Source organism: Actinoplanes utahensis, from assembly GCF_016862455.1.
Taxonomy (GTDB): Bacteria; Actinomycetota; Actinomycetes; order Mycobacteriales; family Micromonosporaceae; genus Actinoplanes; species Actinoplanes utahensis.
This window is the reverse complement of sequence record NZ_BOMZ01000002.1, coordinates 165,784-178,451: the sequence shown is the minus strand read 5'-3', so window position 1 is coordinate 178,451 and position 12,668 is coordinate 165,784. Positions and strand designations below refer to the sequence as shown.

Genomic DNA, 12,668 nt, shown 5'->3' with positions numbered 1-12,668 from the left:
CCGGCTTGCAGCGGGCCGACCGGCTTGCAGCGGGCCGACCGGCTTGCAGCGGGCCGACCGGCTTGCAGCGGGCCGACCGGCTTGCAGCGGCCTGAGCGGAATGACCAGCTGAATTGGACTGAATGGGTTGCCGGACTGACCGGCCTGAACGGCTTGCGTCGGCCTGACTGACTTGCACCAGTCCGACCGGCTCGCATCAGGCTGACTGGCTAGCACCCGGCCGACCGGCTCGCACCCGGCCGACCGGCTCGCACCCGGCCGGCCTGCCCGCACCGGGCCGACCGGGCCTCGGACCGCCGTAGGAAGGGATCGCCATGCAGACGAACTCACTCGCTGTCCTCGCCGGGCAGCAGCTCGACATCGCCCGGCAGGCAGGCTCGGGACGCAGCGCGCACACGGTGCACGGTGGGCACGATGCCGTCCTGCGCCAGACGCTGATCGCCCTGGCCGGCGGTCACGGACTGGACGAGCATGAGAGTCCCGGCGAGGCCACCCTGCACGTTCTGCAAGGTCACGTCCGGTTGATCACCGGTTCGGAGATCGTCGACGGGACCACCGATGACCTGCTGGTGATCCCGGACGCCCGGCACGCCCTCGAAGCGATCGAGGACAGCGTCGTGCTCCTGACGGTCGCCAAACCGCATGCTCCGAGCTAGGACGGGTACCCGAGAGGTATGACGAACAGCCCAGTCGAATCGGCCGGACAACCCGAATTCGGGCGGCCGATCGATCTCCAGGACGTGCCCCACCGTGAGGACGACGAGAACAAGACGACGACCGACCGTGATCGGCCCGACGACGTCAAGACCGACGACGGCGCGGTTCCCGAGCCGGCCGACTGAGCGGCAGCGCGCGGTGCCCAGGCGGGCCGAGTGGAGCCTGCGCGCGGTGCCCGAGCCGGCCGATCGAGCGTCAACTCGCGGTGCCCGGGCGGACCAGGCCGGTCTCGTAGGCCACGATCACCGCCTGGGCCCGGTCGCGAAGCTTGAGTTTGCCCAGGATCCGCTTCATGTGGGTCTTGACGGTCGACTCCTCGACGAAGAGGTCCCCGGCGATCTCCAGGTTCGACCGGCCGCGCGCCACCAGCCGCAGCACGTCGCGTTCGCGGGCGGTCAGCTCGCGGAGACGCTGCTCGGCGGCCGTCGGGTCGGGCGGGGCGGCGGAGGCCATCCGATCGATCACGGTACGGGTCACCGACGGTGACAACAGCGAGTCACCCGCCGCAACCGTGTGAATCGCCTCGATCAACTGCTCCGGCCGGGTCCGCTTGAGCAGGAACCCGGACGCGCCCGCGGTCAGCGCCCCGAAGATGTAGTCGTCGTCCTCGAACGTCGTCAGGATAAGCACCCGCACGTCCGGCGCGGCGGCGGCCAGTTGCCGGGTCGCGGTGACGCCGTCCAGTTGCGGCATCCGCACGTCCATCAGCACCACGTCCGGCGCCACACGCCGGGCCAGCTCCACCGCCTCCCGCCCGTCAGCAGCCTCCCCGATCACGATGATGGTGTCGTCGCTGGAGAGCACCGCCCGCAGCCCGGCCCGCATCAGATCGTCGTCGTCGACGATCAGCACGCGCAGCGGCTGCCCGGTCATGCCAGGGCTCCCGCCGCGGCATACGGCAGGCGGGCCCGCAGCCGGAACACCCCATCCTCAGCGTCGGTGTCGGCGTCGAGACGGCCGTCCAGCAACGCCGCCCGCTCCCGCATGCCGACGATCCCCAGACCGCTCCCTGGCCGGCCACCGTCGCCGACCGGATTGCTCACCTCGATGTCGACGGCGGCGGAACCATACGCCATCCGCACCTCCGCGGACCCTGAACCGTGCCGGGCCGCGTTGGTCAGCGCCTCCTGCAGAATCCGATACGCCGCCCAGGCGACCCCGCTGGGCAGCCCGCGTGGCGCGCCGTCGAACGTCGCCGACACCGCCAGGCCGCTCAACCGGTGCCGATCCACCAGCTCCTCCAGCGCGTCCGTCCCGGCAGGCGCCGGCTGATCCGCCTCGGATCCGTTCCGCAGCGCCTTGACCAGGCGGTCGATGTCCTCGATCGTGGCGTGCGCGACATCCTCGATCGTCGCGATCGCCCGCCGTGACTGCTCGGGGTCCCGCTCGTGCAGCAACCGTGCCGCGCCTGCCTGCACCAGGATCACGTTGATCGCGTGGCCTGCCGAGTCGTGCAGCTCACGGGCGATCCGGGTGCGCTCCTCGGCGGCGGCGAGCCGGCGCTGCCGGGCCACGTCGGTCTCCCGTAGTCGCGCGGTCACCTCCAACTCGGCGATCCGCTCCCGCCGCAGCCGGCTGCGGTCCCCGGCGAGCCAGACCAACGAGAACATCGCCACCCAGGCGAACAGCCCGGACGACATCCCGGTCAGCGATTTCCCGTCGCCGGCCATGATGACCATCGACACCGGAACGTATGCCACCACGCTCAACCCGGCCACCAGCTGCCGCCGCGGTGTCGCCCCACCACCGACCGCCTCGGCGAGGGTGTAGGTGGCGATTAGTGGGCCGGGTGGGACGTCCAGACCGTAACCCCCGGCGACCAGCGCCAGCGATGCCGTCGCGGTGACACCCCAGACCAGCCCCGGAAACCGGCGCACGGCCACCAGCGGCGCCGTCGACAGGATCGCCAGCGCCAGCCCCGCCTCGTCGAGGGTGTGGAAACCCGGCTCGGAGGAGCCGAGACCGCCCTCATCCAGCATCGCGATCGTGAAGATCATCGCGGCCAGCGCGACCGCGACATCGACCACGGCCTGTCCCCGTGCACTCATCTTCGCTGCCACGGGAGCCAGCGTACGGGCGCGGGACGGTCCGGCGGATCCCTCAGCGGGAGCATCCGATATCCCCCTGTGGGGGTACGTGCGGAGCCCACCCTGGGAGGTTTCGGCGGGGCGCCCGCCCTCCATAGCGTCGCTTTCCGTACTCCTCCGGCGCTCATGTGACGCCGGTCCGCTTCGGCGGGATCGGCTGAAACGGTGAGGAGTTCCGTTCCTCCCCGCGACCGGGCCGGGAGGTCACCACGGAAGGAATCCGATGACCAGAACGGCTGAATCCCTGACCGGAAAGACGCGGGGCAGTGTGTTCGAGCGGTTGGCCGGCTGGTCCGGGCGGCACCGCTGGACCGCGTTGCTCCTCTGGGTGGTCGTGCTGGCCGCCGCCACCACCGGTTCGGGCCTGGCCGGCACCGACTTCCGCAACGACTTCACCCTGCCCGGCGCGGAGTCCCAGGCGGCGCAGGACCTGCTCAGCGAGCGGGCGCCGACCCGGGCGGGGGAGACCCTGCAGATCGTGGTCCGCGATCCCGGCGGCCTCGCTCAGCCGGCCACCCGCGCGACGGTCGAGGCGATGCTTGCCGAGGTCCGCGGCCTGCCACATGTGGTCGAGGTGGTCAGCCCCTACCCATCGGGTGGCGCGCCACCGACGGCGATCTCCGCCGACGGCACCATCGGATATGCCTCGGTGGCCCTGGACGCCACCGGCGAGCAGATCCCGTCCCCCGACATCCGCACGATCATCGAAACGGCACGCTCGGCCGCCCTTTCCACCGGCTCTGCCGGGACCGGCCACTCCGCCACTTCGGCCGGCGCGGCCAGCCCTACCGGTTCGGTCGGCCCAGGCGGTTCCACCGGCCAGACCGGCAGCGGTGCGCCGGGCGACAAAGCCGTCGGCGGCGGTCTCACCGTCGAGGTCGGCGGCGACGCGGTGCGGACCGCGGAGGAGAGCGGGGGTGGGCCCGCCGAAGGCGCCGGGCTGCTTGCCGCGCTGATCGTGCTGGTCCTGCTCTTCGGGTCCTTGCTGGCGGCGAGCCTGCCGATCGTGATCGCGGTGTTCGCGGTGGGCACCGCGATCGGGCTGGTCGCGCTCGCCTCGCATGTGGCGACGGTCGCCGACTTCACCACCCCGCTGGTGGTGCTGGTCGGCCTCGGTGTGGGCATCGACTACGCGCTGCTGGTCCTGTCCCGCTTCCGTGGCGAGCTCGCCGCCGGAGCCGACCGGGAGTCGGCGATCCGAACCGCCCTGGACACCGCCGGCCGTACTGTCTTCTTCGCCGGGACGACCGTCATCATCGCCTTGCTCGGTCTGATCCTTATCGGTCTCGGTGCTCTCCAGGGTGTCGCCGTGGCCCTGGCCGTCACCGTTCTCGTGACCATGCTCGCCGCCCTGGTGCTGCTCCCAGCCCTGCTCAGCCTCGTCGGCCCGCGCCTGGAACGCACCATGACCCGCCGCCGCGACCGTGCCTCCCGCAGTGCCCCCGAGTCGACGCGGGGCGGAGAAGGCAGTTGGTGGCGCCGGTGGAGTGATGCGGTCGCGCGTCGTCCCTGGCCGGCGGCACTGCTGCCGCTGATCTTCTTGGGAGCGCTCTGTGCGCCGGTCCTCGACATGCGGCTCGGCTTCGCCGACGCGGGCACCGATGCGGAGACGAAGACGAGCACCCGCGCGTACGACCTACTCGCCACCGGGTTCGGCCCCGGCGTGAACGGCCCCCTAGTGATCGTCGTCGACGCCAGCGGCACGCCAGCTACGCCGGGCGGGGCTACATCCAGCGGGCCTACGCCTGGCGGGACTTCGCCTGGCGGGGTTTCGCCTGGCGGGGTTTCGCCTGGCGGTCCGGCTTCGTCTGGCGGCGGAGCTTCGCCTACCGGCGGCCCGGCTTCGACCGGTGGCCTGGCTACACCGGGAGGCGGTTCGGCTGAGGCGGCGGCCGGAGCAGTCCGGCAGGTGCTGCTCAGCACCCCCGGAATCGCCTCTGCCACGCCACCGATTCCAGCCCCCGGCGGCGATGTCGCGACGGTCATCGCCTTTCCGGCGTCGGCGCCGCAGGACGAGGCGACCAGCGAGCTCGTCGCGACCCTCCGGAACGATGTGCTGGTGCCGGTCGCCCGTGACAACGGTGTCACCGTGCTGGTCGGCGGCCCGACCGCGGCCGTCGTCGACGTGTCCGAGGCATTCGCCAGTCGGCTGCCGTTGTTCGTCGCCGTCGTTGTCGGTCTGTCCGCGCTGCTGTTGCTCGTCCTGTTCCGGTCGATCGTGATCCCGGTGAAGGCCGCTCTGCTCAACCTGCTCAGCGTCGGGGCGGCCCTGGGCGTGATGATCCTGGTGTTCCAGAACGGCGCGTTCGGCGTGGCGGCCGGCCCGATCGAGGCCTTCGTCCCCGTGATGATCTTCGCGATCGTCTTCGGTCTGTCGATGGACTACGAGGTCTTCCTGCTCGCCCGCATGCACGAGGAGTGGGAACGCACCCGCGACGCCGCTCACGCCGTCCGCGAGGGCCTGGCCACCACCGGCCGCGTCGTCACGGCCGCCGCCGCCATCATGATCGTGGTCTTCGGCTCGTTCCTGCTCTTCCCGGACCGGATGCTCCAGCAGTTCGGCCTCGGCCTGGCCGTCGCGGTCCTGATCGACGCCGTGATCATCCGATGCCTGCTACTTCCGGCCGTCATGCACCTCTTCGGCGCCCGCGCCTGGTGGCTTCCGCCAGCCCTGGCCCGCCGGCTGCCCCGGCTCGCGCTGGAACACCGATGAGGCGTGCATCGCGAGGGGGATGACCAAAGGACTCGGAGGCTCAGGAGAGTCGATGCACGGCTTCCGCCACGGCACGATCGACCTCAGCGCGGTCGTAGCCGCGGAGGCGGATCGGGAAGTCGGCGGCGCGCAGCGCTTTGCGGGCCGTGTAACGAGTGGCCGCGTCGTCGGAGTGGGTCGCCGCTTCGGCCCGTGCGAGCGCGGCGTCCACCCGGGCCCGGTCGTAACCGCGCCCCACCACGCGGAACGGTGCCGGACCGGGGTTGTGCGGCCGCTCGGCGGGATCCGGTCCCAGCGCGGTCAGACGTTGCTGGACGGCGGCATGGACAGAGGCGCGATCATAGCCGCGCAGGACGATCGTGAAGTCCTCCTTCAGCAGCTCGCGCGTGGCGGACCGGAGCTCCTCGTCGGAGGAGGCGAGCGCCGCGTCGGCCCGGGCGAGAACACGGTCCACCTGAAACCTGTCGTAACCGCGCAGTGCGATCTCGAAGGCATCCCCCGGCATGGCTGTCACGGTAACGAGCCCGGTCCATGCGTGTCAGAGCCAGCTGACCAGTTCGTCGATGGGTTTGCGGCGGGCGGCGAGCTTGGCGGTCGGGACGGCCGGGTCGTCAGCGGGATAGCCGACGGTCAGCACGCCGGCTAGGGCCACGTCGTCGGGCAGACCGGCGATCGTGGACAGGGTGGTCAGCTCCTCCGGGATCGCGGGGCTGTAGAAACCGCTGGCCAGGCCCTCGTTGGCGACGGCGAGCTGAAGCAGAGCAAACAGGGCGCCGGAGTCGAACCACCAGAACGGCACCGGCCACGGGATCTCCTCGCCGCCTTCGACCTTGTCGGCCTCGGTGTAGCGCTCGTGGTAGGACGCCTCCCGGATCCCGATCACCAGTTGCACCGGGGCCTGCGAGATCCAGGGGTGGAAGCCGCGTTCCAGGTACCAGGGTTCGGCGACGGCGGCCAGTTCGGCGCGTTTGACCGGATCGGTGACGACGACGATGCGGTGACCCTGGCTGAAGCCGGCGCTGGGCGCCCGGTGCACCACCTTGACGATCCGTTCCAGCACCTCGCGGGGCACCGGCGTGTCGGCGTAGTTGCGGACCATCCGCCGACCGCGGAGAACCTGACTGAATTCGGTCACTGTGGGCCTTCCGTGGTGTACGAGAAACGTCGTGCCCCGGCCACTCCGATGACTCGGCCGGTGAATCCGCCCGCCACTTCGGTCGACAGGTAACGGCCGTCGAGCCGGGCCAGTTCGATGCCGTCGGCGGACAACACGATCTGGTCGGGGCCGGCGGACACGTTCGGCTCGCTCGCGTTCGCGTGCTCTACCGCCGATATCCGCAGCGTGACGGTGTCGCCGGTGACCCGCACGGAGCCGGTGACCTGTTCCAGGTCACCGATCCGGGCCACGGCATCGACGCGCCCGGCGGCGACATGGCCGGCATCGGCGCCGCGAGCAGCGACCTCCCCGGCGGCGATGTCGGCCGCCGCGGCCTTCGGGGTGGCGACGCCAGGAGCAGCGGTCCTGCCCGCGTTGATGTCGGCCGCAGCGATCTCACCGGCGGCGATGTCGGAGGCGGCGGGCCGGGACGTGCCGACGTCGGCAGGGGTCGTGTCGAGGGTCAGGCCGTACCAGTGGCGGTCGTCGAGGCGCAGCACCAGACGCGACGGCAAGGCGGTGCGGTCGACCGTCGCCTCGGCGGTCCAGTACGCGTCGCGTGCCCGTACACACAGAAGGCCGTCGCCGGGGGACACCCACCGTGGGTGAAGCGCCGGCCCGGTGAAGTCGTCGGTGAACGAGTGGTCGGCAGGCGTCACCGCCGGTTCCGGGTCGAGGAACACCGGCCAGCCGTCCCGCCATTCGACCCGGGCCAGGAACGTCTCCCGCCCGTTGACGTGGTATCCCGGTGTGAAGCCGCGCGGCCGTACCCCCAGGAGGACCGCGAACCAGGACCCGTCGGCGGATCGCACCAGATCGGCGTGCCCGGTGTTCTGCACCGGGTGACCGGTGCTGCGATGCGACAGGATCGGGTTCGCCGGGCAGCCCTCGAACGGCCCCTGCGGTGCGGGACCGCGGGCGATCGTGACGGCGTGCCCGCGTTCGGTGCCGCCCTCCGCGACCAGCAGGTACCAGTATCCGTCGACCTGGTAGAGGTGCGGCGCCTCGGTGTTCTGCATGTCGGTGCCCCGCCACACCAGGTAGGTGTCGCTCAGCGCCGTGCCGGTCTCCGGGTCGACCCGGAGCTGCACGATGCCGCCGCCCTCCTGGAACGACGCGTACGTCAGATAGCAGTTGCCGTCGTCGTCCCAGGCCAGGTCCGGGTCGATGCCGAGGGTGCCGGCCACGTGCACCGGCTCGCTCCACGGGCCTTCCGGCCGTTCGGCGTGGGTGATCAGGTGACCGTCGCGCAGCAGGCCGACATCGGTGGTGATCATCCAGAACCGGCCGTCGTGGTACCGGATCGTCGGCGCGTAGACGCCCTGGGACGGCCGGGGCGCGACCGGGCCGGCGAGCACGTTGCCGATCTGTTCCCACCGGTACAGGTCACGGCTGTGGAAGATCGGCACGCCTGGCGCGTACTCGAAGCTGGAGCAGACCACGTAGTAGTCGTCGCCGGACCGGCAGATGGACGGGTCGGGGAAGAAGCCGGCGATCACCGGCACTGTGTTCTCGGCGTTCATCGATCATGACGATAACCGTTTAGCGGCGGTCGGTCGTGGTATCTGGCAGCCATGGGACGTACCGGAAAAATGCTTTTGATCGTCGGGCCGCTCGCCGCCGGCGCCGCTGCCGCGGTGGCCGCGAAGCGCAGCGGCCGCCCGACGACACGCCAGCGACATGTGATCACGGTGTATCGGCCGCTGTCCGAACTGGAGGTCACGCAGCTCCCGGGCTCGCTGAAGGAGATCGCCGACCGGGTGGAGATCCGGCTGGCGGCGGCGCCCGGCGGCCGCGGGACCGAGATCGCCGTCCGGATCCCCGACGGCTCCGAGGTCACCGACGGTGAGGTTCGGCGCGCGCTGCGGGAGACCCGTTCGCTGCTGGAGGCCGGTGACGTGCTGCTGCCGTCCGGCCCGCCGGCGACCACACCGACGCTGCTCAACCGTCCGTTGCAGACGGTGACCCAGCACGGCCGTGAGGGGGGTCTGCTGTGAAGGCGCTCCAGTGGCAGGGTGTGAACAAACTCGCCGTCGGCACCGTCCCGGATCCGGAGTTGCGCAACCCGGGCGACATCATCGTGAAGGTCACGAAGACCGTCACCTGCGGGTCCGACCTGCACCTGATCGGGGGTTACATCCCGTTCATGGAGAAGGGTGACGTGCTGGGCCACGAGTTCCTCGGCGAGGTCGTCGAGGTGGGCCCGGACGTGCGCCGGCACCGGGTCGGTGACCGGGTGGTGGTGTCGTCGTTCATCTCGTGCGGTAACTGCTGGTACTGCGACCAGCGCCTGTTCTCCCTCTGCGACAACGGCAACACCAACCCCGCGATCACCGAGACCCTCTGGGGGCAGGCGCCGAGCGGCTGCTTCGGGTATTCGCACGCGATGGGCGGCAACGCCGGCAGTCACGCCGAGTACATCCGGGTGCCGTTCGCCGACGTGGGCGCGTTCACCGTGCCCGACGGGGTCAGCGACGAGCGCGCCATCTTCGCTTCCGACTCCGCCTCGACCGGCTGGATGGGCGCCGATCTCGGTGGGGTGCAGCCCGGCGACGTGGTCGCGGTGTGGGGCGCCGGCGCGGTCGGTCAGATGGCCGCCCGCGCCGCGGAACTGCTCGGCGCCGACCGGGTGATCGTCATCGACCGCTTGGAGAACCGCCTCGCCCAGGTGCGGCAGCACACCGGCGCCGAGACGTTGAACTACGAGAGCGACGACATCGCCGGTGAGCTGCGCGAACGTAGCGGCGGCCGGGGGCCGGACGTGTGCATCGAGGCGGTCGGCATGGAGGCGCACTCGCCGGGCGTGCAGTTCGGTTACGACCAGCTCAAGCAGCAGCTGCGGCTGCAGACCGACCGGCCGGTCGCGGTCCGTGACGCGATCCACGCGGCGCGCAAGGGTGGTTCGGTGTTCGTGCTGGGCGTCTACGCCGGGTTCGTCGACAAGTTCCCGCTGGGTGCGCTGATGAACAAGGGCCTGACGGTACGGGGCGCGCAGATGCACGGTCAGCGTTACATCCCGATGCTGCTGGAGCGGATGGCCAAGGGTGAGCTGGTCACCGAGCACCTGGCCACGCACGTGATGCCGCTCGACGACGCCCCGAAGGGCTACAAGATGTTCAAGGAGAAGGAGGACGGCTGCGTCCGTGCCCTCTTCGTCCCCTGACGCGACGGGCGCCAGCCCGCGACGAGGGCGGCGGCGAGCAGTAGTTCGGCGATGTCACCGCCGTAGTACATCAGCTCGGCGCCGCCCCGCCGCTGCTCTGCCGGAACCGGCAGGTCCACGCCGATTCCGGCGTACATGAGCTGCGAGAACACGGCGTGAAAGGCGACGGCCACCCCGAGGATCAACAGCCTTCGCGGTACGGGTGGACGACGCGGCGCCGGATCCGGGCCGGCCACCACCCACGCGAACAGGTAGCCGGACAGCAGGAAGTGCACGTGGACCAGCAGGTGCAGGCCCGGGTCGCGGGTCGTCGCCGTGTACAGCGGGGTGAGGTAGAGCAGGGCGATCCCGCCCAGGTTCAGCGTCAGCGCGACCGCCGGATGCGCGAGCACGTGCACGAACCGGCTGCGCAGCACCCGCCCGACGGCCCGCCCGGCGGGGCGCGGGATCGTCCGCAGCAACAGCGTCACCGGGGCGCCCAGCACCAGCGCCAGCGGCGCCAGCATCCCGATCAGCAGATGTTGCAGCATGTGCGCGCGGAAGTCGCCGCCGGGCATGGTCAGCCCGGCGGCCAGCAACGCGAGCCCGGTCAGGAACGAGATGGTCCGCCACCGCGACCAGCCGGGACAGACCGTGGCCAGCACCTCGTAGCCGACGGCCGCGGCGAAGACGGCGAGCAGCAGGAGCCCGCCGTCCGGATGGTGCGTGTGCGTCACCGCCGCTGCACCAGCCAGCCGACCACGACCAGCACCGCCCCCAGCGCCAGGAACCCGAGATCCCACAGCAGCTGACGCGGGCCGCCGTGCACGTGGTGGATGCCGAGCAGGTGGTGGTCGATCAGCCCTTCGACCAGGTTGAACAGGCCCCAGCCGGCGAGCATCCAGCCCCACAGCTCCCGGGAGCGCCACACCCGGCCGCGGTCGGAGGTCACCCGCGAGTACAGCAGGCCGATCCCGGCGAGCACCGCCAGCCAGGTGACGGTGTGGAACAGTCCGTCGCCGAGCGTGTTCATCTTCAGCCCGTCGACCGTGTCGACCGGGTATTCGCTGGTCAGCAGGTGATGCCACTGCAGGACCTGGTGCAGCAGGATGCCGTCGAGGAAGCCGCCCAGGCCGACGCCGAGCACGATTCCCGGCAGGGTGAGCGTGGTGGTCCGGGTTTCTGTTGAGGTCACGGCACCCCGCCTACCCGGCGATGCATCGACGAAACGCCGAGGTGTAGGCGGCGCCGCGGCGGGAATCCGGCGGACATGGCACGAGCGAGAGCAGCATCGGTGGCGGCGTCGAGTGAATACACCGGCGACGACGGCATCCGCCGGCCCGGGGGAGAGGTGCACGCCTGGACACCCGGCATGAATCAGACACTCTGCGGGCTGGCGCTCAGCCGCACCCGGCTGCGCCGGTTCCCGCACGTCCCCTTCGACTTCAAGGCCACCGACGTGATCACCGCCGAGGACCGGATCGGCTACATCTGTCCCCGCTGTGTCGCCGCCACCTCCAGACGCGGCGAGCGCTCCTGGACCCGTACGTCACCCCGCCCTTGATCTCTCGGCGCAGTTGACAGGCCCTGCCATGATCCTTTTCGGTCCACGTCGTGGGCCGGAACGGAAAGCACCATGGAAGGGAAGTGGCGGATGCCTCGTATGAGCGTCCGGCGTGCCGCGGGCCTTGCGGCCGCAGCGGTCACGATGGTCACCGGGTCGATGTTCGTTGCGCCGTCGAGCGCCATGGCCGGGGGTTGTACCGGCAACGTCGGCTGCGGGAGCGTCAACAACAACACCCGGTTCAAGATGACGACCACCGAGACCTGGAACTCCGGTCCGAACAAGTGCGCGCAGTGGCGGGGAACCACCACCACGACGTACAAGTGCACGCAGAACGACCTCGCACCGGGTGGGCTGCGGGGCGGCAACAGTGTCGACGTGGACGCCTTCACGTACAACTACAACGACTTCTTCTGGAACAACAACAAGATCAAGAAGGGGCAGTGGATCCGGATTCCCGGCGGTGGCAACGTCTACTGCAAGGCCACGCTGAGCGAGACCTACCCCCGCTGCGACTGAGCGTCAGCTGACGTGGATCAGGACGGCGGTGGCGTTGTCGTCGCCGCCGGTCCTGAGGGTCTGATCAAGAACGGTCTCGACCGGAGTGCCGTCGGCCAGTAGCCGGGCCAGTGCGCGGTCGTCGATCTGGTCGGAGACGCCGTCCGTGCAGAGCAGGAATCGATCGCCCGGCCGGAGGGCGACGTTGAGCAGATCCGGCTCGGGCATCCCGGGATGGCCGGCGTAACGGGTCAACCGGTGCCTGTCGTAGTAGGCCTCCCGTGAGTCCGCCGCGTACCAGCCGTTGAGGATGCCCAGCCAGGCGGCGGTGTGATCGCTGGTCAGCAGTTCCAGGCAGCCGTCGCGCAGCCGGTAGGCGCGGGAGTCACCGAGCTGCACGATCCACGCGTCGCCGTCGTCGCCGCCGAGGAACGCGGTGAGCGTGCAACCGGTCAGACCGGGCTGGGCCCGGCCCGCGTCCCGCACGGCGACCTGGACCGCGGCGACCGCGGCACGCAGGGCGGCCGGTCCGGTCGCGGCCTCCCGGATGAAGACCGCCACGGTGGTACGCCCGGCGGCCGTGCTGCCCGGGCCGTCGCCCATCCCGTCGGCGACCACCGCGAGCGGCCGGACTTCGTCGAGGTGCAGCACGTCGAAGTTGTCCGGGTAGCGGTTGCCGACCACGCTGCCGGCGGTCACGGTCAGCCGCCGCCCGCCGATCTCCCACCGTGCCGTCCTGATTCTCATGCGCCTCATTCTTCCCAGCGGGAACCGTGCGCCGCGGATCCGGC

General features: G+C 70.8%; 15 protein-coding genes. 7 read left to right on the top strand and 8 right to left on the bottom strand.

Translation table 11 applies throughout. The features are described from left to right. The first annotated feature begins 314 nt into the window (after positions 1-314). A complete protein-coding gene (locus tag Aut01nite_RS01290) occupies positions 315-656 on the top strand; it encodes a cupin domain-containing protein (RefSeq protein ID WP_043524903.1) in 342 nt (113 codons plus the stop codon). A gap of 18 nt (positions 657-674) precedes the next feature. Continuing rightward, the gene (locus Aut01nite_RS01285) at positions 675-842 is read left to right on the top strand and encodes a hypothetical protein (protein ID WP_161790632.1); all 168 of its coding nucleotides are present in this window, start codon (positions 675-677) and stop codon (positions 840-842) included. Between the two features lie 70 nt (positions 843-912). Here the strand turns inward: Aut01nite_RS01285 and Aut01nite_RS01280 are convergent, their stop codons facing one another. Continuing rightward, positions 913-1,590 (bottom strand): response regulator, encoded by a 678-nt coding sequence (locus tag Aut01nite_RS01280; RefSeq protein ID WP_043524905.1) that lies wholly within the window; start codon positions 1,588-1,590, stop codon positions 913-915. Continuing rightward, a complete protein-coding gene (locus Aut01nite_RS01275) occupies positions 1,587-2,777 on the bottom strand; it encodes a sensor histidine kinase (RefSeq protein ID WP_201775506.1) in 1,191 nt (396 codons plus the stop codon). Before Aut01nite_RS01275 ends, Aut01nite_RS01280 begins: the two co-directional genes overlap by 4 nt. Before the next feature lie 250 nt (positions 2,778-3,027). Between Aut01nite_RS01275 and Aut01nite_RS43160 the strand changes: the two genes are divergently transcribed. Then, positions 3,028-5,517, top strand: coding sequence for an MMPL family transporter (locus Aut01nite_RS43160; RefSeq protein WP_052163677.1), 2,490 nt, complete (start codon positions 3,028-3,030; stop codon positions 5,515-5,517). Positions 5,518-5,557: 40 nt separating this feature from the next. On the opposite strand, the gene Aut01nite_RS01260 is transcribed toward Aut01nite_RS43160, so the two are convergent. The 3 genes from Aut01nite_RS01260 to Aut01nite_RS01250 are packed head-to-tail and all read right to left on the bottom strand — an operon-like array spanning position 5,558 to position 8,196. Beyond that, on the bottom strand, positions 5,558-6,022 hold the full coding sequence (locus Aut01nite_RS01260) for a DivIVA domain-containing protein (protein ID WP_043524907.1): 465 nt from the start codon (positions 6,020-6,022) through the stop codon (positions 5,558-5,560). Positions 6,023-6,055: 33 nt separating this feature from the next. Beyond that, on the bottom strand, positions 6,056-6,652 hold the full coding sequence (locus tag Aut01nite_RS01255) for a nitroreductase family protein (RefSeq protein ID WP_201775507.1): 597 nt from the start codon (positions 6,650-6,652) through the stop codon (positions 6,056-6,058). Continuing rightward, entirely contained in the window at positions 6,649-8,196 is a 1,548-nt protein-coding gene (locus Aut01nite_RS01250; RefSeq protein ID WP_052163678.1) for a glycoside hydrolase family 43 protein, read from the bottom strand. Before Aut01nite_RS01250 ends, Aut01nite_RS01255 begins: the two co-directional genes overlap by 4 nt. A 69-nt stretch (positions 8,197-8,265) precedes the next feature. Between Aut01nite_RS01250 and Aut01nite_RS01245 the strand changes: the two genes are divergently transcribed. After that, positions 8,266-8,670, top strand: a complete 405-nt coding sequence (locus Aut01nite_RS01245) for a hypothetical protein (protein ID WP_236642686.1) — start codon at positions 8,266-8,268, stop codon at positions 8,668-8,670. After that, a complete protein-coding gene (locus Aut01nite_RS01240) occupies positions 8,667-9,836 on the top strand; it encodes a zinc-dependent alcohol dehydrogenase (protein WP_043524910.1) in 1,170 nt (389 codons plus the stop codon). Before Aut01nite_RS01245 ends, Aut01nite_RS01240 begins: the two co-directional genes overlap by 4 nt. Here Aut01nite_RS01240 and Aut01nite_RS01235 read toward each other — a convergent pair. Together Aut01nite_RS01235 and Aut01nite_RS01230 are read right to left on the bottom strand one after the other, a co-directional pair. Further along, positions 9,779-10,552, bottom strand: coding sequence for a cytochrome c oxidase assembly protein (locus Aut01nite_RS01235; protein WP_236642687.1), 774 nt, complete (start codon positions 10,550-10,552; stop codon positions 9,779-9,781). The genes Aut01nite_RS01240 and Aut01nite_RS01235 overlap by 58 nt on opposite strands. Continuing rightward, positions 10,549-11,010, bottom strand: a complete 462-nt coding sequence (locus Aut01nite_RS01230; RefSeq protein ID WP_043524911.1) for a DUF2243 domain-containing protein — start codon at positions 11,008-11,010, stop codon at positions 10,549-10,551. Before Aut01nite_RS01230 ends, Aut01nite_RS01235 begins: the two co-directional genes overlap by 4 nt. Positions 11,011-11,109: 99 nt before the next feature. Here Aut01nite_RS01230 and Aut01nite_RS01225 point away from each other — a divergent pair, with 99 nt between their 5' ends. After that, positions 11,110-11,379, top strand: coding sequence for a hypothetical protein (locus Aut01nite_RS01225; protein WP_236642688.1), 270 nt, complete (start codon positions 11,110-11,112; stop codon positions 11,377-11,379). A 99-nt stretch (positions 11,380-11,478) separates the two neighbouring features. Beyond that, positions 11,479-11,898: a hypothetical protein gene (locus Aut01nite_RS01220; protein WP_043524913.1), complete on the top strand. Its 420-nt coding sequence runs from the start codon at positions 11,479-11,481 to the stop codon at positions 11,896-11,898. A 3-nt stretch (positions 11,899-11,901) separates the two neighbouring features. Here the strand turns inward: Aut01nite_RS01220 and Aut01nite_RS01215 are convergent, their stop codons facing one another. Next, a complete protein-coding gene (locus Aut01nite_RS01215; protein WP_052163679.1) occupies positions 11,902-12,624 on the bottom strand; it encodes a PP2C family protein-serine/threonine phosphatase in 723 nt (240 codons plus the stop codon). Positions 12,625-12,668: the final 44 nt, after the last annotated feature.

Excerpts from the sequence above, each read along its gene's own strand:
- Aut01nite_RS01290 (WP_043524903.1), top strand. The coding sequence starts at position 315 with ATGCAGACGAACTCACTCGCTGTCCTCGCCGGGCAGCAGCTCGACATC.
- Aut01nite_RS01285 (WP_161790632.1), top strand. The coding sequence starts at position 675 with ATGACGAACAGCCCAGTCGAATCGGCCGGACAACCCGAATTCGGGCGG.
- Aut01nite_RS01280 (WP_043524905.1), bottom strand. The coding sequence starts at position 1,590 with ATGACCGGGCAGCCGCTGCGCGTGCTGATCGTCGACGACGACGATCTG.
- Aut01nite_RS43160 (WP_052163677.1), top strand. The coding sequence starts at position 3,028 with ATGACCAGAACGGCTGAATCCCTGACCGGAAAGACGCGGGGCAGTGTG.
- Aut01nite_RS01260 (WP_043524907.1), bottom strand. The coding sequence starts at position 6,022 with ATGCCGGGGGATGCCTTCGAGATCGCACTGCGCGGTTACGACAGGTTT.
- Aut01nite_RS01250 (WP_052163678.1), bottom strand. The coding sequence starts at position 8,196 with ATGAACGCCGAGAACACAGTGCCGGTGATCGCCGGCTTCTTCCCCGAC.
- Aut01nite_RS01245 (WP_236642686.1), top strand. The coding sequence starts at position 8,266 with ATGCTTTTGATCGTCGGGCCGCTCGCCGCCGGCGCCGCTGCCGCGGTG.
- Aut01nite_RS01220 (WP_043524913.1), top strand. The coding sequence starts at position 11,479 with ATGAGCGTCCGGCGTGCCGCGGGCCTTGCGGCCGCAGCGGTCACGATG.
- Aut01nite_RS01215 (WP_052163679.1), bottom strand. The coding sequence starts at position 12,624 with ATGAGAATCAGGACGGCACGGTGGGAGATCGGCGGGCGGCGGCTGACC.